The sequence below is a fragment of the Demequina sp. NBRC 110053 genome, from assembly GCF_002090095.1.
In the GTDB taxonomy this organism is placed as follows: domain Bacteria; phylum Actinomycetota; class Actinomycetes; order Actinomycetales; family Demequinaceae; genus Demequina.
Window position 1 is genome coordinate 1,871,304 of sequence record NZ_BBRJ01000002.1, and the last position, 18,243, is coordinate 1,889,546.

Annotated in this window: 16 protein-coding genes and 2 tRNA genes; 12 read left to right on the plus strand and 6 right to left on the minus strand. The window is 70.5% G+C overall.

What is annotated here, in order from left to right:
* Positions 1 to 288 precede the first annotated feature (288 nt).
* Genes B7K22_RS08775 through B7K22_RS08785 form a run of 3 tightly spaced genes read left to right on the plus strand, consistent with a single transcriptional unit; the run spans position 289 to position 3,879 of the window.
* The gene (locus B7K22_RS08775; RefSeq protein ID WP_084039530.1) at positions 289 to 2,343 is read left to right on the plus strand and encodes a bifunctional diguanylate cyclase/phosphodiesterase; all 2,055 of its coding nucleotides are present in this window, start codon (positions 289 to 291) and stop codon (positions 2,341 to 2,343) included.
* Position 2,344: 1 nt separating this feature from the next.
* A complete protein-coding gene (locus B7K22_RS08780; RefSeq protein WP_084039531.1) occupies positions 2,345 to 2,908 on the plus strand; it encodes a DUF5317 domain-containing protein in 564 nt (187 codons plus the stop codon).
* On the plus strand, positions 2,905 to 3,879 hold the full coding sequence (locus B7K22_RS08785) for a GNAT family N-acetyltransferase (RefSeq protein WP_144276318.1): 975 nt from the start codon (positions 2,905 to 2,907) through the stop codon (positions 3,877 to 3,879). The genes B7K22_RS08780 and B7K22_RS08785 overlap by 4 nt, the downstream gene beginning before the upstream one ends.
* 40 nt (positions 3,880 to 3,919) lie before the next feature.
* Here B7K22_RS08785 and B7K22_RS08790 read toward each other — a convergent pair.
* A tRNA-Gly gene (locus tag B7K22_RS08790) sits at positions 3,920 to 3,993 on the minus strand.
* A 78-nt stretch (positions 3,994 to 4,071) separates the two neighbouring features.
* Here B7K22_RS08790 and B7K22_RS08795 point away from each other — a divergent pair.
* The 4 genes from B7K22_RS08795 to tig all read left to right on the plus strand — a co-directional run bounded on the left by B7K22_RS08795 (position 4,072) and on the right by tig (position 7,906).
* Positions 4,072 to 4,145, plus strand: a tRNA-Pro gene (locus B7K22_RS08795).
* A 170-nt stretch (positions 4,146 to 4,315) separates the two neighbouring features.
* A complete protein-coding gene (locus B7K22_RS08800; protein WP_234983365.1) occupies positions 4,316 to 5,806 on the plus strand; it encodes an aldehyde dehydrogenase family protein in 1,491 nt (496 codons plus the stop codon).
* Positions 5,807 to 5,870: 64 nt separating this feature from the next.
* A complete protein-coding gene (locus tag B7K22_RS08805; RefSeq protein WP_084039533.1) occupies positions 5,871 to 6,377 on the plus strand; it encodes a GAF domain-containing protein in 507 nt (168 codons plus the stop codon).
* A 182-nt stretch (positions 6,378 to 6,559) separates the two neighbouring features.
* On the plus strand, positions 6,560 to 7,906 hold the full coding sequence (gene tig / locus B7K22_RS08810; protein ID WP_084039534.1) for a trigger factor: 1,347 nt from the start codon (positions 6,560 to 6,562) through the stop codon (positions 7,904 to 7,906).
* An 86-nt stretch (positions 7,907 to 7,992) separates the two neighbouring features.
* On the opposite strand, the gene B7K22_RS08815 is transcribed toward tig, so the two are convergent.
* Positions 7,993 to 8,448 carry a DUF4190 domain-containing protein gene (locus B7K22_RS08815; RefSeq protein ID WP_084039535.1) on the minus strand — a complete coding sequence of 152 codons (456 nt, stop codon included), beginning with the start codon at positions 8,446 to 8,448 and terminating at the stop codon, positions 7,993 to 7,995.
* Positions 8,449 to 8,717: 269 nt separating this feature from the next.
* Between B7K22_RS08815 and B7K22_RS08820 the strand changes: the two genes are divergently transcribed.
* The 3 genes from B7K22_RS08820 to clpX all read left to right on the plus strand — a co-directional run bounded on the left by B7K22_RS08820 (position 8,718) and on the right by clpX (position 11,727).
* Positions 8,718 to 9,359, plus strand: coding sequence for an ATP-dependent Clp protease proteolytic subunit (locus B7K22_RS08820; protein ID WP_144276319.1), 642 nt, complete (start codon positions 8,718 to 8,720; stop codon positions 9,357 to 9,359).
* A complete protein-coding gene (locus tag B7K22_RS08825; protein ID WP_084039536.1) occupies positions 9,356 to 10,114 on the plus strand; it encodes an ATP-dependent Clp protease proteolytic subunit in 759 nt (252 codons plus the stop codon). Before B7K22_RS08820 ends, B7K22_RS08825 begins: the two co-directional genes overlap by 4 nt.
* A gap of 356 nt (positions 10,115 to 10,470) precedes the next feature.
* The gene (gene clpX / locus B7K22_RS08830) at positions 10,471 to 11,727 is read left to right on the plus strand and encodes an ATP-dependent Clp protease ATP-binding subunit ClpX (RefSeq protein ID WP_084039537.1); all 1,257 of its coding nucleotides are present in this window, start codon (positions 10,471 to 10,473) and stop codon (positions 11,725 to 11,727) included.
* 73 nt (positions 11,728 to 11,800) lie between these two features.
* On the opposite strand, the gene B7K22_RS11920 is transcribed toward clpX, so the two are convergent.
* Positions 11,801 to 12,355, minus strand: coding sequence for an endonuclease domain-containing protein (locus B7K22_RS11920; RefSeq protein ID WP_144276320.1), 555 nt, complete (start codon positions 12,353 to 12,355; stop codon positions 11,801 to 11,803).
* A gap of 33 nt (positions 12,356 to 12,388) precedes the next feature.
* On the opposite strand from B7K22_RS11920, the gene B7K22_RS11925 reads away from it, so the two are divergent.
* Positions 12,389 to 12,610, plus strand: a complete 222-nt coding sequence (locus B7K22_RS11925) for a hypothetical protein (protein ID WP_144276321.1) — start codon at positions 12,389 to 12,391, stop codon at positions 12,608 to 12,610.
* A gap of 343 nt (positions 12,611 to 12,953) precedes the next feature.
* Here B7K22_RS11925 and valS read toward each other — a convergent pair whose 3' ends face one another.
* Complete coding sequence (valS, locus tag B7K22_RS08840) at positions 12,954 to 15,806, minus strand: valine--tRNA ligase (RefSeq protein WP_084039539.1); 2,853 nt, start codon at positions 15,804 to 15,806, stop codon at positions 12,954 to 12,956.
* Between the two features lie 178 nt (positions 15,807 to 15,984).
* Here valS and B7K22_RS08845 point away from each other — a divergent pair, with 178 nt between their 5' ends.
* A complete protein-coding gene (locus B7K22_RS08845; RefSeq protein ID WP_084039540.1) occupies positions 15,985 to 16,839 on the plus strand; it encodes a CPBP family intramembrane glutamic endopeptidase in 855 nt (284 codons plus the stop codon).
* Here the strand turns inward: B7K22_RS08845 and B7K22_RS08850 are convergent.
* The gene (locus B7K22_RS08850) at positions 16,820 to 17,605 is read right to left on the minus strand and encodes an anti-sigma factor domain-containing protein (RefSeq protein WP_084039541.1); all 786 of its coding nucleotides are present in this window, start codon (positions 17,603 to 17,605) and stop codon (positions 16,820 to 16,822) included. The genes B7K22_RS08845 and B7K22_RS08850 overlap by 20 nt on opposite strands.
* Positions 17,602 to 18,225, minus strand: a complete 624-nt coding sequence (locus B7K22_RS08855) for a sigma-70 family RNA polymerase sigma factor (protein ID WP_159448820.1) — start codon at positions 18,223 to 18,225, stop codon at positions 17,602 to 17,604. The genes B7K22_RS08850 and B7K22_RS08855 overlap by 4 nt, the downstream gene beginning before the upstream one ends.
* Positions 18,226 to 18,243: the final 18 nt, after the last annotated feature.

Below are 18,243 nucleotides of genomic sequence, written 5' to 3' on the forward strand. Positions count from 1 at the left end.
AACCCTGGTATTTGCTCACGTCCTTCGGCAGGATGAGAGTGGCTGCCGACCGGTGGCCGCAACCGGAGCGGATGGCGCGACGGTAACGGATACGGCCCGAGGCTTCTCTCAGCGTCCTCGGTCGCGGTCCGCCATCGCCCCGCCATCCCCGCCTATCAAGGAGAGCATCATGGGCAAGTGGAACCGTTTCCGTGACAACACCGTCGTGCGCGTGAGCGTGAGCGCCGGCACCCTCATCGCTGTCGCCACCGTCGTCGGCGCCGGGTGGAAGTGGAACTGAGATCCCGCATGAGGGGCGAGGGACACGCGGCGCGACGCGCGCTGACGAGTCCCTCGCCTCTCACCACGTATGCGGCCGCAGTCGGCGTGGTCGGCGCGGCTGTGCTGGCCGCCGTCCTGGTCGCGACGGACTGGTCCGAGACGGCAGGGGCGATCTCCCTCGCGCCCACGCTCGTCCTCGTGGTCGGTGCGTTCGTGGGGGAGCTGCGCCCCATCACCTTCGTGCGCGGCGGCGTCGATTCGCGCACGCTGTCGACCTCGGCGCCGTTCATCCTCGCCCTCATCCCGATCGCCGGTCTCGCGGTCGCCATCGTGGTGCAGCTGCTCGCAAGCCTCATCGACGACGCCCGCCTGCGCCGCGCGCCCCTCAAGGTGGCGTTCAACTCCGGCCAGTACGTCCTCGCTGTGGGCGTCGCCGGGCTAACCTTCGCCGCGCTGGCGGGCGTCCCCGTCGCGGGACCACCGGTGGCGATCGTGCCCAGCGACCTCCCCGCGCTGCTGCTGGGCGGCGTCGCGATGATCGCCGCCAACTGGCTGCTCGTGGTGGTCGTCGCGTCGCTGTCGACCGGCGTGCCGTTCCGAACGCTCGTGAAGGACGACCTGCACGTCTTCGTGGTCACCAACCTGGTGCTGCTGAGCGTGGGAGGGATCGCCGCCGAGGTGGCCTCTGACGGCGCGTGGACCCTGCTGCTGCTCGCGCCGCCCGTCGTCGCCGCGCACATCTTCGCCGCCACGGCCGCGCGCAACGCGTGGGAGGCGACCCACGACGGCCTGACGGGCCTCGCCAACCGCACCCTGCTGCACTTCGAGCTCGAGGCGGCGCTGTCGCCTGGCCGCCAGCGCGACTCGGACGACGTGGGCCTGGTGCTGATCGACCTCGACCATTTCAAGGACTTCAACGACACGCTCGGCCACCCTCTCGGGGACCGGATCCTGTGCCAGGTGGCCGAGAGGCTTGTCGCGGCGTCGCCTCCAGGAGCGACGGTTCATCGCCTGGGGGGCGACGAGTTCGCGGTCGTCATGCACGCCGGAGAGGCTCCGGTGAGGGCCGCGGCCGAGCGACTGATCGGCTCGTTCGAGCAGCCGATGGCCATCGGCAGGCTCGAGCTGGTGGTGCGCGCGAGCGCCGGCATCGCGGTCGCGCCCCAGCACGGTGTCAGCAGCGACGCGCTCATGAAGAACGCCGACATCGCGCTGTACCACGCGAAGGTCGAGCGTGACCGCATCAGCATGTTCGCGCCCGAGTTCGACGTCAACACCCTCGACCGGCTGCAGCTGCTGGCCGATCTGCGCGCGGCCGTCAACGTCGGCGAGCTGTCCGTCGTGTACCAGCCGCAGGTCGACCTGCGCTCCGGACGCGTCGTCGCTCTCGAGGCGCTGGTGCGCTGGAAGCACCACGAGCGGGGACTGGTCGAGCCCGACGAATTCATCCCCCTGGCCGAGAACTCGGGCCTCATCTTCTCGCTGACGGAGTTCGTGCTCGACGCGGCTCTGCGCGATCTGCGCGGATGGCGCGAGGCCGGTCACGACGTGCGCGTGTCCGTGAACCTCTCCGCGCGCCACCTGTCCGACCTCGGGCTGCCGACCTCCGTCGCCCGGTTGATGAGCCGTCACGACATCCCTGCAGGCGCGCTCGTGCTCGAGGTCACCGAGACCGGCATCTTCACGGATCCCGTGCGCGCCGACCTCGTGCTGCGCGCGCTGCGCGCCAACGGCGTGGAGATCGCCATCGACGACTACGGCACCGGCAACGCGTCGCTGAGCTACCTGCGCAGCCTCAAGATCGACGAGCTCAAGGTCGACCGCTCGTTCGTGACGAACATCGGATCCGACGATCATGATCGGATCATCGTGCGGTCGACCATCGAGCTCGCCCTCGCGCTCGACCTGCGGGTCGTGGCCGAGGGAGTGGAGGACGCGCCCACCGCGGAGGCCCTTCAGGCGCTCGGGGGCGTGATCGCCCAGGGCTACCACCTGGGCGCCCCGGTCCCGGCTGGCCAGATCGCCGCTCGCCTGTCCGGGACGGCGCGGCAGCCCTCCGGGTCGCGGCTGGGACGCTCCTGACATGCTGGTGCTCGCCGCCTGCGTGCTCGCCCTGGCGTCGCCGCTCATCGCAGGGCGGTGGCCGGCCGGTGTGGTCTTCGGGCGGTGGCGGTGGCCCGCGCTGATCTGGGCTGCGCTCGCGATCCAGATCATCATCATCGAGTTCGGCGGGCCTCGCGGCGTCGCGGAGACGCTGCACGTCGCGACGTACGTGCTCGCGCTCGCCTTCGTGTGGCTCAACCGGCACTCCCTGGGCCTCGTGGTGGTGGGCGCGGGCGCATTGCTCAACGGCGTCACGATCGCGCTCAACGGAGGCACGCTGCCCGCGAGCCCCGAGGCCGTTGCTGCCGCCGGGATCGACGCGGACCACGCGTTCGTGAACGCAGGCGTGATCGAGGATCCGGTGCTGCCGTGGCTCGGTGACGTGTTCGCGTGGCCCGAGCCGCTGCCGCTCGCCAACACCTTCAGCGCGGGCGACGTGCTGATCGTGGCCGGCGTGGCGATCGCCGCCTGGACCGGATCGCAGCGCATCGGCGCCCGTCGTGCGCGCTCCGCGAACTCGGCCGCGGATACCATCTCCCCGTGACGAGACCCTTGCGCTGGAGCGCGATCTCCCTGGCCGACGTCCACGCGTGGGCCGCGCTCACCGATCACCTCGCCGAGGTGGATCAGACAGACGAGATCTACGCGCCCGAGGACCTGCGAGAGGAGCTCGAGGCCCACGATGTCCAGCCCGAGCGCGACACGCTCGCGGTCTGGGACGGGGACGCGATGATCGCCTTCGGGCAGGTGTTCGTGTCGGAGAGTCTCGACGAGCGCGGCCGATCGCGATGCACGGTGCTGGGCGGCGTGCACGCGGACTGGCGCTCCCAAGGGATCGGCCGTGCGCTCATGGACCGGCTCGAGGCCCGCGCGGTCGAGGCGAGTGCGGAGCGCAACCCGGGCGCGCCCAGCTTCTTCCGCGCGAGCGGAGGGCGGACCGGATCGTCGGCGCAGCGCATGCTCGAGCGCCGCGGCTATGAGATCGTCCGGTACTTCAACGCGCTGGTCCGTCCCATCGAGCCCGGCGAGACGGTCGGTGGCGTGCTGCGCGGCGCGGCCGAGCCCCACGGTGTGGTGCTGCGGGCACCGACAGAGGACGACGAGGCCGCTGTGCGGGCCGCGCACGACCTCGCCTTCGTCGACCACTGGGGCAACATCGCGCCCAGCGCCGAGACCTGGCACGAGAGGTGGACCGCGCGGAGCGCGCGCCCCGTGGTGTCGACCGTCGCCGTCTCGCCAGAGGGCGACGTGCTGGCCTACGCACTGTGCTCCGAGTGGGTGGAGCGCGAGCTCTATGTCGAGCTGGTCGGCACGGTGCCCGCGGCGCGCGGACGAGGCCTGGGCAGTGCGGTGCTGGCGCATTCCATCGCGGCTGCCGCGGCATCGGGCGACTACGACAAGGTCGAGCTCGACGTGGACTCCGAGTCCCTGACCGGCGCCGTGCGGCTGTACGAGCGGCTGAGTTTCGTGCTCAAGCACACGACCTCGACGATGTACCGCACGCCTGGCGCGTAGCGCCATCCTGGTCGCACAGGCGTGGTCGGTCGGGCACCCATGGAGCGGGTGACGGGAATCGAACCCGCGTAATCAGTTTGGAAGACTGAGGCTCTACCATTGAGCTACACCCGCACTGCCGCATGCGCGGCGCGTACTAGAGTAGCCGAGCCCGGCCATGGCGGGGTACAGCGCTCGCCGATGCGGGTGCGACGGGGTGTAGCGCAGCTTGGTAGCGCATCTGCTTTGGGAGCAGAGGGTCGCAGGTTCAAATCCTGTCACCCCGACGTCGACCGGCGACGGCACGCAGCGGGATCGATCGCGCCGCGGCTCCCCGTCGACCTGATGCCGCTCGGAATGCGCACGGTGGCCCCCGCGGTTTCCCGGGGCGAGAGAACTCTTGCGGCGGTGCGGCCCTGACCGTCTCCGCCACCTTCCCACCTCGGAGGCACCTCGGATGACGATCACGTCGATGCAGCCCACCCCGCCGAGCCCCGGCCGCGAGACGGACAGCACGCTCGCCGCCAGCGACGGCGCGCCGGCGACGTTCCGTTCCGCCAAGGAGGCCTTCCTCTCGGGCGCCACCGCTCCGCTCGCCTGGCGCAGGCAGCAGCTGGAGCAGGTGGTCACGATGCTGACCGAGAACGCGGACCTGATCCGCGACGCCGTGGTCGAGGACCTCGGCAAGCACCCCTCCGAGGCGCACCTCACGGAGGTGGCGTCCGTGGTGCGGGAGGCGCAGCACCTGCTCAAGCACCTCAAGCGCTGGACGAGGGATCGCCGCGTGAGGACCCCGCTCACCATCGGCACGGGACGCGGATGGATCCAGCGACAGCCGCTGGGGGCGGTCCTCGTCATCGGCGCGTGGAACTATCCCATCCACCTCAGCCTGATGCCGGTCATCGGCGCCCTCGCCGCCGGCAACGCCGTCGTGCTCAAGCCCAGCGAGGTCGCGCCGGCGAGCTCCCGGATGCTGGCCGAGCTGACGCCGCGCTATCTCGACACCAGCGCCGTGCACGTGGTCGAAGGCGGGGTGGACGAGACGACGGCGCTGCTCGACCAGCCCTGGGACCACGTCTTCTACACGGGCAACGGGAAGGTCGGCTCGATCGTCATGGAGGCCGCGGCCAAGCACCTGACTCCCGTCACCCTCGAGCTGGGCGGCAAGTCGCCTGCGTGGGTCGACGGCACCGCCTCCCTCGAGAAGGCGGCCCGCGCCATCGTGTGGGGCAAGTTCACGAACGCCGGCCAGACCTGCGTCGCACCCGACTACGTGCTCACGACCCGAGACGTGGCGGCCGAGCTCGCACAGAACCTGACAGCGGCCCTGGAGGACTCCTACGGCCCCGATCCGCGGCAGTCTCCCGACTACAGCCGCATCGTGAGCTCTCATCACGCCGAGCGGCTCGCGGGTCTGCTGGACTCCGGCACCGCGGGCCGCACCGTCACGGGCGGTGCTGTCGACGTCGATGCGCGCTACGTGGCGCCCACGATCCTCCTCGACGTCGACCCCGAGGCCGCGGTCATGCAGGAGGAGATCTTCGGGCCCATCCTGCCCATCGTGATCGTGGACGACCTCGATGCTGGACTCGCGTTCATCAACGCGCGGCCCAAGCCCCTGTCGCTGTACGTGTTCACCGGGAGCCGGGTCGTCCGCGACGCCTTCTCGAAGCGCACCAGCTCCGGCAGCATGGTCTTCAACCACGTGGTCGTCCACCTGCTCGCCAGCGAGCTGCCCTTCGGCGGAGTCGGCGGCAGCGGCATGGGGAGCTACCACGGCGAGCACAGCATCCGGACGTTCAGCCACGAGCGCGCGGTGTTCCGCAAGGGACGGGCCTTCGACCCGACCAGACTCGTGCGCCCGCCCTTCAACGCCGCGAAGAGCAGATTTCTTGCGAGCGGCCCCGCGATGAGGCTGCTGGCCGGATCCAAGCCCGCCGCGGACTGACCGCGATGCCGCGACGCCGCCGCGGGCGGGAAGCGAGACGCGAGTCGACTCGTTGTCCCCGGCGATGACGACCCCGGCACAGGCGTTCCGCGCGCCCATGCGCTCCCGCCGCGACGACATCGCCGACGACGGCGCGGCGGTCGAGCGCGCGCTTGCGCAGGATCTGTGCGGCATGGGAGGCGTCCTGACGGACGTGCCGAGGACGCTCGACGACGCGATCGACGCGACGGCTCGCGAGCACGACGACCGGGCGGCGCGCAGGCTGGAGCGGTTCGCGCTCGCGCCGGATGGCGCTCTCGTGTGGACGAGGGACGCGGATGGCGAGCTGTGGCTCGGCGCGCTCGACGGGCCGTGGCGCTACGACAGCGCAGACTCCGCGCTCGCGGTCGACCTCGTGCACGTGCGGCCCTGCCGCTGGCTCGGTGAGCCGGTGCCACCGGCGGCCGTGCCGGCGCCCGTCCACGTCGCCTTCGCGCGCGGCGGACTCAATTGGCAGGGAATCCGCCCCGGCCGCGCCGGCGAGCTGAGCGCTCAGCTGTGGCGCGAACGGACGTCGACGCGCGGCCTCTGACGCGCTCCTCGCGACAACCTGCCCGCGCATCGGCCCTCCGATGAGCGCCCATCGCCGAGAGCGAACCGATTGGGCGTGAGCCGATACCACGACTAGACTTGTGGGGTTGCCCTGCATATCGGCATGCCCGCACAAGGCCTCCCGAACAAGGCCTCCCGCACCCCACTCACAGGAGTTCATCAGTGACCAGCGCCATCGAGAAGATCGACGCCACGACCGTCAAGCTGACGGTCACCCTCACCGAGGAGGACATCAAGCCCTCCATGGATCACGCCTACCAGCACATCGGCGAGCAGGTGCAGATCCCCGGCTTCCGCAAGGGCAAGGTGCCGCCGAAGATCCTCGAGCAGCGCGTGGGCAAGGGCGCCGTCATCGAGCACGCCGTCAACGATGGCCTGCCCGGCTGGTACTCCGCCGCGGTCGAGGAGCAGGAGATCCGTCCCTTCGGCCAGCCCGAGGTCGAGGTCGTGAAGATCCCCGGCTCCGAGGAGGGCTTCGAGGGCGTCGAGTTCACCGCGACGGTCGAGATCCGCCCCGACGTCGAGCTGCCCAAGCCCGAGGACATCACGGTCGAGGTCGAGCCCGTCGAGGTCTCGGACGAGGACGTCGAGGAGCGCCTGAACCAGCTGCGCGAGCGCTTCGGCTCCCTCAAGACCGTCGACCGCCCGGTCGCCGATGGCGACTACACGACCATCGACCTGTCCGCGACGCTCGACGGCGCGGAGATCGACAACGTGCAGGGCACCTCGTACCAGGTGGGCGCCGGCAACATGCTCGAGGGCATGGACGATGCGCTGATCGGGCTGTCGGCGGACGAGGAGACCACGTTCGAGGCGCCGCTGGCTGCCGGCGACCACGCGGGCGAGACCGCTCAGATCACCGTCAAGGTCACCGCCGTCAAGGAGCGCGAGCTGCCCGAGGTGGACGACGACTTCGCCCAGCTCGCCTCCGAGTTCGACACTGTCGAGGAGCTCAAGGCCGACCTGCGCGAGCAGGCCGCCCGCATCAAGGCCAACAACCAGGCCGTCGAGGCCCGCGAGAAGCTCATCGACGCGCTCAAGGACGCAACGGACTTCGAACTTCCCAAGAAGGTCATCGAGAACGAGGTCCACTCGCACCTCGAGAACGAGAACCGCCTCGAGGATGACGAGCACCGCGCCGAGGTGACCGAGGAGGCGCACAACGCGCTGCGCGCCCAGATCCTCCTCGACCAGCTCGCCGACGACCTCGACATCGAGGTCGAGCAGAACGAGCTTCTCGACTACCTGCTGAACGCGTCGCGCCAGTACAACATGGACCCCAACACGTTCATCCAGCAGGTCGAGCAGGGCGGTCAGATCCCCGCGATCGTCGCCGAGGTCGCGCGCTCGAAGGCCACCGCCTTCGCGCTGCGCCGCGTCACCATCAAGGACACCGCCGGCAACGCGGTGGACCTGTCCGCGGTGATCGGCTCGATCGAGGACGAGAAGAAGGACGACGAGATCGACGAGGCGGCCGTCGCCGCCGCCGTCGAGAGCTCGACCAAGTAGGTCCCAGAGGGCCTGAGGCCCCGTCTCCCTTGCGGGAGGGGGGGCCTCACGCCTGTCCGGCGCCGATGCGGTCGCCGGCTGGGGGGTCAGGGGCCGGTGAGGCTGCCGACGGCCTCCCAGGTCACCTCGCCGTCGGCGCACCAGTCGGCCGGGCTGTCGCCGGAGCACTCGGCGGCAAGCCAGCCGAAGAAGAACACCAGCACCAGGACCGCGAGCAGGCCGAGGGCGATGACGACGTAGCCGATGATCGTCCCCGCGAGGCTCACTCCGCGATTGTCGGCCTCGCCACGCCTCACCGCGCCGAGTCCCAGGTGTCCGAGCACGATGCCGCCGAGTGCCGTGACGCCAGCGGTGAGCGGGCCGAGGATCGACAGCACCAGCGCGGTGATGCCCATCCAGTTCTTCTCCGTGCCGGGTCGCGGCCCGGCCGGAGGGACGGCGTACTGGGGTGGCTGCGCGTACTGGGGCGGCTGCGCGTGCTGCGGCGGCTGCGCGTACTGCGGCTGTGGCGCCTCGTCGGCGCCTCCGGTTGGCGTGGTCATGATGTCCTTTGTCGAGTGAGTGCCATCGCTCACCGGCCACGGTACGAACGCGGCCTGGCGATGCGCATCGGCCGGACGCCCGATCCTGTCCCCGAGCCGCGGTCAGGGGTGACCCCGAGTGGCCCCTCGTGCTCGCGCGCGCGCTCGAGCCGCGTCCCGGCCGAGCGTCGAAGGCGTCCCAGCCCGCGCATCGGCGCTGCTGTTCACCCTGTAGCGAAAACGGGACTGAAACGGCATGAAGCGTCAGCGCTCGCCGTTAGGTTTGACGCATGACCACCCACGAGAGGAACGACGTGAGCGACACGATCACCGCCCGCGGCGAGGTCGGAGGGATGGGGCTCAGTGACTCCATCTTCAACCGCCTGCTGCGCGAGCGCATCATCTGGCTCGGCGACGAGGTGCGCGACGACAACGCGAATGCCATCTGCGCGCAGATGATGCTGCTGGCCGCGGAGGACCCTGACAAGGACATCTACCTGTACATCAACAGCCCCGGCGGCTCCATCACCGCGGGCATGGCGATCTACGACACCATGCAGTACATCAAGCCCGACGTGGCGACCGTCGCGATGGGCATGGCTGCGTCGATGGGACAGTTCCTGCTGTCCTCTGGCCAGCAGGGCAAGCGCTTCGCGACGCCCCACGCACGCGTCATGATGCACCAGCCCTCGGGCGGCATCTACGGCACGACCACGGACGTGCGCATCAACGCCGAGCTGATCATGCACATGAAGAAGACGCTCGCGAAGCTGACCGCGGAGCAGACGGGCAAGTCGCTCGAGCAGGTCAACAAGGATGCGGACCGCGACCGCTGGTTCACCGCCGAGGAGGCCCTCGAGTACGGCTTCATCGACAAGGTCATCACCCACGCGGCCGAGGCGGGCGACGAGTCCCAGGGAGGCAAGGCATGAGCGAGATCTACCAGGCCATGCAGGCCGCCGGTCGGACCGCTGGATTCGGGGGAGCAGCCCCCGCCGCCCCGTCGTCGCGCTACATCCTGCCCTCCTTCGAGGAGCGCACCGCCTACGGCTTCAAGCGCCAGGACCCCTACGCGAAGCTCTTCGAGGACCGCATCATCTTCCTGGGCGTGCAGATCGACGACGCCTCGGCGGACGACGTCATGGCGCAGCTGCTCGTGCTCGAGTCCCAGGATCCCGACCGCGACATCACGCTCTACATCAACAGCCCCGGCGGCTCGCAGACCGCGCTCACCGCGATCTACGACACCATGCAGTACATCAAGCCCGAGGTGCAGACCGTGTGCCTGGGTCAGGCGGCCTCGGCTGCCGCGGTGCTGCTCGCGGCCGGCTCGCCCGGCAAGCGCCTGGCGCTCCCGAACGCCCGCGTGATGATCCATCAGCCGCGCATCGAGGGCGGCGCCCGCGCACAGGCCTCGGACATCGAGATCTACGCCGAGGAGATGGTGCGGATGCGCGAGTGGCTCGAGTTCACTCTCGCCAAGCACACCGGCCAGAGCCAGGAGCGCGTACGCGACGACATCGAGCGCGACCGCTTCCTGTCCGCGCAGGAGGCGAAGGACTACGGCCTCGTGGATCAGGTGCTCGAGTCCCGCAAGGGCGTCGACACCGTGGCGCCCGAGGACCGCGCCGCGGCCTCCGCGATCGCGCCGCGCAAGGAGACCAAGAAGAAGGACGACGACAAGTAGCCGACGACCGACGGCCGCTCCCGCTCGCGCGGGGGCGGCCGTCGGCGTGTGCGGGGTGCGTGCGAAGTGCGCGGCGCGTGTCGCGCGCGGACCGTCCTGCTCCGACGCGGTGATCGCGGGAGCCTCCCGTCGCGCGCTGCACCGGCCGTGCCGACGAGACCCAACCGCACGCTCGTCGCGTGCGAACCTCGGGTGAGCGCGCATCGGCGCTCGACGGGCGATCTCGCGGGCGAGTTGTGACCGTGGGGTGTCCAGGACGTCACGGTATGGCCACGGCGGTCGCCGAGGCGGCGCGTCGCCCGGCACGTGTCTGGGGGCGTGGGTAGCCTGGACGGAGATGGCAACGGGAGGCCTTGATGACTCGACCGGCGGACAGCGGCGACCTGCTGAAGTGCTCGTTCTGCGGCAAGACGCAGAAGCAGGTGCGCAAGCTCATCGCGGGCGGTGGCGTGTACATCTGCGACGAGTGCATCGAGCTGTGCAACGAGATCATCGAGGAGGAGTTCGCCGAGGCCGCGCAGACGGAGTTCACCGAGCTGCCCAAGCCCCGCGAGATCTTCGACTTCCTCGAGCAGTACATCGTTGGCCAGGATCAGGCCAAGCGCGCCCTTGCCGTCGCGGTGTACAACCACTACAAGCGCGTGCGGGCGCAGGAGGCCCGTCCCAAGGACGACGACGGCATCGAGATCGCCAAGTCCAACGTGCTCTTCATCGGCCCCACCGGCACCGGCAAGACCTACCTCGCGCAGACGCTCGCGCGCATGCTCAACGTGCCCTTCGCGATCGCTGACGCCACCGCCCTCACCGAGGCCGGCTACGTGGGCGAGGACGTCGAGAACATCCTGCTCAAGCTGCTGCAGGCCGCCGACTACGACGTCGAGAAGGCGCAGCGCGGCATCATCTACATCGACGAGATCGACAAGGTCGCCCGCAAGGCCGAGAACCCCTCCATCACGCGCGACGTGTCGGGCGAGGGCGTGCAGCAGGCGCTGCTGAAGATCCTCGAGGGCGCGCAGGCGTCGGTGCCGCCGCAGGGCGGGCGCAAGCACCCGCACCAGGAGTTCATCCAGATCGACACCACCGACGTGCTGTTCATCCTCGGTGGTGCCTTCGCTGGGCTCGAGGAGATCATCTCGTCCCGCGTGGGACGCAAGGGCATCGGGTTCGGCGCCCAGCTCAAGGAGGCCGACAACTCGGACCTCTTCTCGAAGGTGACACCGGCCGACCTTCACAAGTTCGGCCTGATCCCGGAGTTCATCGGGCGCATGCCCGTCATCGCGACCGTCTCGCCGCTCGACGTCGACGCCATGGTGTCGATCCTCACCGAGCCCAAGAACGCCCTGGTCAAGCAGTACCAGCGCATGTTCGAGCTCGACGGCGTGGAGCTCGAGTTCGACCGGGACGCGATCGAGGCCATCGCGACGCAGGCCTTGGAGCGTGGCACGGGCGCGCGCGGTCTGCGCGCGATCATGGAGGAGGTGCTCCAGGAGACCATGTTCGAGGTCCCTGGACGCGAGGACGTGGGCCGGGTGCGCATCACGCACGAGGTCGTGATGGACCGCGTGACGCCCGCCTACGAGGCACGTGAAGAGCGCCAGGAGGGCGCTGCGTAGGACCCAGCCGCCCGTGCGTCCTGCGAGGACGTGGGTGTCGGTTCCGAGCGTCGCCGGCGTCCTGTGAGGACAATCAGCGCCGCGCGGTGAGCGCCAGTTGAACCATCGCGCGGCACCAGTCCGCGTTCTCGATCAGGTCGCGCGACGAGAGCCGGATCGTCTGGATGCCGATCGTAGCCAAGAGCGCGTCTCGACGGATGTCGCGCAGGCGCTGCTGATCGCCAGCATGCCAGCGGAAGGAGTCGGCCTCGATCGCCGTGCGCGTGAAGGGGTCGTACATGTCGAGCCTGAACGCTTGGCCCTCGACCACGATGCGGTGCTGGCGGATCAAGCTGTCGAAGGGCCGGCCTGTCAGTGCGTCCTTCAACGCACGTTCTTCGAGCCAGCTCTCGGCTCCCGCCTCGACCGCTTCGATTCTCGCCACCAGCTCGCGGCGTGCCTTGACGCGCGGCATCGCTGCGAGGGCATCACGGAGCTCCCGCACGGTGCAGAGCTTCCGCGTGACGGATCCGAAGAGGGCATCCGATCGTTCCGACTCGGTGAGGTCCCCGTAGGCCTGGGCAATGGCGTAGGCGCAGGGCGCGGCAGGCAGTCCCGCCCGCTTCACCGCGGTGATCGGGTACGTCACCTGGCGAACCTTCAGCCATCGTGGTGGACGGACGTGACGGCCCGCGTCCACCGCGAGCTCGATCTCAGCAGGAGCAGGCAGGAGACCGTGGACATGGAGGGCGCTGGGCCCCGCGAGCATCGAGCCTCGTGCCCACGACAGCGCGGCATCCGCTCGGGCGGCGAACGAGGCCTGGTGCTCGCGCGCCACGTAGGCATCGGGCAGCAGCCGCACGATGTCGCCGTTCTCGATGGCCGTTCGCACCTTGCGCTGTGAGGACAGCGCCACGAGCTCGCGCCGCGTGAATGCGCGCGGCTCAGCCCGGGTGGTCGTCGCCATCTCGCCGGAGGGCATCGCGCGGAGGGGCCTCATGCACGACGTTGTACGGGCCGGCGCTGCGAGGCGGCTCGGGTACAGGTCTGCGGTTGTGGACGGTGGCCGGCGGCCGGGGCGTTGGGGATGGCCGCGATCTCCTCACAGGACGAGCCGAGCGCCGCAAACCGTCACCCAGCTCCTCATAGCGCGAGGGGAGAGGCGGGTGAGGTGGGGCGGGTGAGGGCAGAGGCGGGTGAGGGGAGAGGCGGGCGAGGTGGGGAGAGGCGGGTGCGGCGGGCGCCGGTCAGTCCGCGAGGACCGCGTTCTCCGTCCGCATCACCGTGGGATCCGCGATCTCGCCCGAGGAGCCGTCCTCCGGCCCGCCGCCATCAACACCAGGGTCGAGCGCCAGCACCGCGTCGACGATCTGCAGCGAGCGCACCCGCCCGGCCGCCATGAGGTCCTGCTTCGCGGCGCGCACCCCAGCGACCTTGGTCTCAGGCACCAGGAGGTCCACGGACACCAGCTCGGTGCGCTGGGACACCTTGGCCTCAGACTTGATCTTGCGCAGCGCGGCGAGCGCCTCGCCGGCCGCGTCGACGAGGGCCGCGGGCTCGGACGACGCGAGCACCCGCAGCGGCTCGGCCGACGGCCAGGCAGCGCGGTGAACGGTGCCGGGACGGAACCAGGACCACACCTCCTCGGCAGCGAACGGGAGCACCGGCGCGAACAGCCGCAGGAATGTCTCGAGCGCGATGGTGAGGGTTGCGCGAGCGGAGGCCGCGCCGGGGGAGCACGGCGCGAACGGGTCGATGTCCTCGCCGGGGGCGGCGCCATCGTATGCGCGGGTCTTCACGAGCTCGACGTAGTCGTCGCAGAACGTCCAGAAGTAGCTCTCCGCGAGCTCGAGGGCGCGCGTGTGGTCGTAGGCCTCGAACGCGGCCGTCGCTGCGTCCACCACGTCCGCGAGGCCCGCGAGCAGAGCCCGGTCCAGCGGCTCGGACACCAGCGAGTGGGGGATGTCCATGGCGGCGGAGTTGTGCTCGGCGATGTCGTGGCCGGCGGACACGGAGCCGTCGGCGGCGGCGCCGTCGAACACGCCGTCGATCACGCCTCCGGTCACGTGCTTGGTGGCCCGCATGCCCTCGTCGAGGGACACGTTCGCGGCGGTGGCGATGCCCGGCGCCCCCAGCGCGAACTTCGCCGCGTTGAGGACCTTGTTCGCGAGGCGGCGACCGATCTTCATCTGCCCCTCGTCGAACGCCGCGTCCGTGCCCAGCCGAGCGGACGCCGCCCAGTACCGCACCGCATCGGAGCCGTGCTGCTCGAGCAGGCCCATGGGGGTGACGACGTTGCCCTTCGACTTGGACATCTTCTTGCGGTCGGGATCCAGGATCCAGCCGGAGATCGACGCGTGCTTCCACGGGAGCACGTCATGCTCGAGGTGGGAGCGCACCACCGTGGAGAAGAGCCAGGTGCGGATGATGTCCTGGCCCTGGGGGCGCAGGTCCATGGGGAAGGTCTTCTCGAACAGGGCCGGATCGTCGCGCCAGCCGCACACGATCTGCGGCGTGAGCGAGCTGGTCGCCCACGTGTCCATGATGTCCTTCTCGCCGGTGAAGCCGCCGGGCGCGTCGCGCTGGTCGGCGGAGTAGCCGGGGGCGACGTCCACCGAAGGGTCGACGGGCAGGGCGTCCTCGGACGGCACGATGGGGGAGTCCCACACCGGCTCGCCGGCAGAGTCGAGCGGGTACCAGACGGGGATGGGCACGCCGAAGAACCGCTGGCGCGAGATGAGCCAGTCGCCGGTGAGCCCGTTGACCCAGTTCTCGTAGCGCTTGCCCATGTGCGCCGGGAGGAAGTCCAGCGCCTCGCCACGCGCGAGCAGCGCGGACCGCAGCGACTCGTCGCGCCCGCCGTTCGCGATGTACCACTGGCGAGAGGAGACGATCTCGAGAGGCTTGTCGCCCTTCTCGAAGAACTTCACCGGGTGCGAGATCGAGCGAGGCTCGCCCTCGGTCAGGTCGGCCTCGGTCAGCATCTCGACCACGCGCTGCTGCGCCGAGAACACCGTCTTGCCTGCCAGCTCGGCGTACGCGGCCTGCGCGGCCGGCGACTCGAGGCCGGCCGGCGGGTCGGGCAGGATCCGGCCGTCGCGTCCGAGCACGGAGCGCATCGGCAGGCCCAGCTCGCGCCACCAGATCACGTCGGTGACGTCGCCGAAGGTGCAGATCATCGCGATGCCCGAGCCCTTGTCGGGGGAGGCGAGGCGGTGAGGAACCACGGGCACCTCCACGCTGAACAGCGGCGTGCGCACGTGCGTGCCGAACAGCGGCTGGTAGCGCTCGTCGTCCGGATGCGCGACGAGGGCGACGCATGCGGGCAGCAGCTCCGGGCGGGTGGTCTCGATCCACACGGACTCGTACGAGCCGGTCGCCTCCTCCGCATCGGCGCACTTCTCGAACGCGACACGGTGGTAGGCGCCCGGGCGCTCGCGGTCCTCGAGCTCCGCCTGCGCGACGGCGGTGCGGAACGTCACATCCCACAGCGTGGGCGCCTCGGCCTGGTACGCCTCGCCGCGCGAGAGCGAGCGCAGGAACGCCTGCTGGGCCACGGCCTGCGACGACGGCGAGACGGTCTGGTAGGTGCGCGACCAGTCGACGGACAGGCCCAGGTGGCGCCACAGGGCCTCGAACTGCTTCTCGTCTTCCTCGGTGAGGCGCTCGCACAGCTCGATGAAGTTGCGCCGCGAGATCGGCACCTGGTCGGCCGCCTTCACGGACGTCGCGCCGCCCGAGTGCGGGGGCTCGAAGTCCTCGACGTACGGCAGGCTCGGGTCGCACCGGACGCCGAAGTAGTTCTGCACGCGCCGCTCGGTGGGCAGGCCGTTGTCGTCCCAGCCCATGGGGTAGAAGACCTCGCGCCCGCGCATGCGCTGGTAGCGCGCCACCACGTCGGTGTGGGTGTACGAGAACACGTGGCCCACATGCAGCGACCCGGACACGGTGGGCGGCGGGGTGTCGATCGAGTACACCTGCTCACGCGTCGCGGTCGCGTCGAAGCGGTAGGTGCCCTGCTCCTCCCATACGGAGTTCCAGCGGTCCTCGAGTCCGTCGACGGTGGCCTTGTCGGGGATGCGCGCAGTCATGCTCACCATTCTTCCAGAGCGCGGCGCGACTCCTGGCACTCGCTCATGCGCACGGCCGATGCGCCAGTCGGGCCGGCATTCATCCTTCTGGCCGAGCGGCTGACGTCTGACGGCCGATGCGCGGGTCCGGTCGCGTTCCTAGCGTGAGTGGCGTCCGCACCCCGCAGCCCGATGAGGAGACAGAGACATGGACGCGACCACCGAGCCCGTACCGCCCGCCACACGGTCCACGCGCCAGCCGAGGCCGCCCAGCCGAGCGCGCATCGGCGCCTACATCGCCAGCACCCTCGGCCTCGCCTCGCTCGCAGGGATCGGCATCGCCGCGGGAGGGGATCCGGAGACAAATCCCGCGGCGCTGCTGTTCATCCTGAGCCCGGTGCTCATGGCCGCGATCCTGCGCTGGACCGGAGACGGGTGGGCGGACGCGGGACTGCGGCTCCGGCTGCGCGGCAACGGCACGTGGTACGCGCTCGCGCTGCTGCTGTTCCCTCTGCTCACCGCCGTCGTGCTCGGCATCGGGACCCTGACGGGCGCGGTCACGTGGGACACGGGCTCCGCTCGGGATCTCGCCGCCGCCTTCGTCGCCGGCCTCGTCCTGCGCATGGTCTACGCGGCGTGCGAGGAGCTGGGCTGGCGCGGCTACCTCGAGCCGCGGCTGGCCGCGCTGGGGATGCCGGCCGCGCGCCGTCACCTCGCGGTCGCGGTGATCTGGGGAGCGTGGCACGTCCCCTACATCCTCACATTCGACCTCATGACGGACCTGCCCCTCGGCGCATACCTGCCGTTGTTCCTGATCTCGATCGTCCCCATGTCGTTCATCTACGGCGTGATGCGCGAGCGATCGGGAACCGTCTGGACATCGGTGCTGATGCACGGCATGGCCAACGCCATCGCGTTCCCGCTGCTCACGACCGGCGTGGTCGAGGTCGATCACGAGGTGGTGTTCGCGGCGCGCCCCGAGGGTCTCATCATGCTCGCCGGGCTGTGCGTGGTCGCGTGGGCAGTCTGGCGCTCCCGACGCGTCACAGCTCGACGGCCGTGACGACCTCCGTGGGCGTGGTCGAGCCACCCGCGGGCTCGATGCTGACCGCGATGGCGCCCGCACCCTCCAGGTCGGCCTCCCAGACCGCCGTGACGTCTCCTCCCGCCATCGTCGGTCCTGGCAACGGGGCCGAGCCATCCGCGGGCACCACCCACAGCTGGTAGGTCTCGCCGGACTCGAGCGCGGGGGTGTCGCCCACGACGGCGACGCCCTCGGTGACGGACACGAACGCCGTGGCCTCGCCCAGTCCCAGAGGAGACTCGACGACGTCCTCGGCGGACTGGATCCGCTCGACGTCCTGCGCGATCTGGCTGGGCTCGTCGCCCGTGCCGATGATGAACCCCACGCCCACGGCCAGCACGGCCACCACGGCGGCGGCCGCCGCCATGAGCAGGTGACGCGGTCGACCGCCGGGGCGCGCGCCGTGGCGAGCATCCGAGCCACCGCCGGCGCGGTCAGCGCGCATCCGCGCCGCGGCAGGTGACGCCTCCCGCGCGGGCTCCTGAGCCGTGCTCGCGACGGCGCTCGCCACCGCGTCGCCCAGGCGGGCACGGCGGTCGGGGGAGACCGCCTCGTCGACGATCGCCTGGTCGACGGGCCCGGGCTCCGCCACGCCGGGCTCGGCGAGCTCGTCCAGCACCACGTCGAAGCTCGCAAGCTCCTCCTGGCACTCGGTGCATGCGGCGAGGTGCGCCTCGAAGGCCAGCGCCTCGTGCTCGTCGAGAGCGTGGAGCGCATAGGCACCCACCAGCTCGTGCGGGTTCATCGCTGCACCTCCTTCAACGTGTCGCGCAGACTTCTCATCCCGTCCCTGATGCGCGTCTTCGCGGTTCCCAGCGGGACTCCCAGGTGCTCGGAGATCTCCGTGTGGGTGCGGCCTCCGTAGTACGCGAGCTCGATCGCCTCTCGCTGCAGGTCCGTGAGCCCCGCGAGCGCGCCGCGCACGCGTTCTGACTGCCACTCGCGGTAGGCGCTCTCGATCACCGCGTCCTGATCCGCTGGCGACTCCTCGCGATCCGCGACGGACGCCTCGGCCTCGACCTGGTCGCGCTGGCGCTGCTCACGGCGCACGCGATCCACCGCGCGCCGGTGGACGATCGTCAGCACCCAGGTGCGCGCGCCGCCGCGCGAGGGGTCGAAGGTCGGCGCCTTGCGCCATGCCTCCGTCAGCGCCTCCTGAGCCACGTCCTCGGCCATGTCGGGATCGCGCACCACGCGCACCGCGACGCGCAGGACCTGGTCCACCATGTCCTCGTAGAGCGCCCCGAACGCGTCCGCGTCGCCTGCGCCGGCCTCGAGCAGGAGGCGGGTGAGCCGGTCGCCTGCGGAGGCGTCCTGCTCGTGAGCGGCGTCATCGGCGACGGCGCGCAGATGGCGTCGGGCCACCGGCCGGCTCCTCTCGTT

Bases quoted from the DNA above. Each gene is read 5' to 3' on its own strand.
- valS (WP_084039539.1), bottom strand. From the start codon at position 15,806: ATGGTGAGCATGACTGCGCGCATCCCCGACAAGGCCACCGTCGACGGA.
- B7K22_RS08815 (WP_084039535.1), bottom strand. From the start codon at position 8,448: ATGACCACGCCAACCGGAGGCGCCGACGAGGCGCCACAGCCGCAGTAC.
- B7K22_RS08825 (WP_084039536.1), top strand. From the start codon at position 9,356: ATGAGCGAGATCTACCAGGCCATGCAGGCCGCCGGTCGGACCGCTGGA.
- B7K22_RS08805 (WP_084039533.1), top strand. From the start codon at position 5,871: ATGACGACCCCGGCACAGGCGTTCCGCGCGCCCATGCGCTCCCGCCGC.
- B7K22_RS08775 (WP_084039530.1), top strand. From the start codon at position 289: ATGAGGGGCGAGGGACACGCGGCGCGACGCGCGCTGACGAGTCCCTCG.
- B7K22_RS08820 (WP_144276319.1), top strand. From the start codon at position 8,718: ATGACCACCCACGAGAGGAACGACGTGAGCGACACGATCACCGCCCGC.
- B7K22_RS08800 (WP_234983365.1), top strand. From the start codon at position 4,316: ATGACGATCACGTCGATGCAGCCCACCCCGCCGAGCCCCGGCCGCGAG.
- B7K22_RS08780 (WP_084039531.1), top strand. From the start codon at position 2,345: ATGCTGGTGCTCGCCGCCTGCGTGCTCGCCCTGGCGTCGCCGCTCATC.
- B7K22_RS08850 (WP_084039541.1), bottom strand. From the start codon at position 17,605: ATGAACCCGCACGAGCTGGTGGGTGCCTATGCGCTCCACGCTCTCGAC.
- B7K22_RS08845 (WP_084039540.1), top strand. From the start codon at position 15,985: ATGGACGCGACCACCGAGCCCGTACCGCCCGCCACACGGTCCACGCGC.
- clpX (WP_084039537.1), top strand. From the start codon at position 10,471: ATGACTCGACCGGCGGACAGCGGCGACCTGCTGAAGTGCTCGTTCTGC.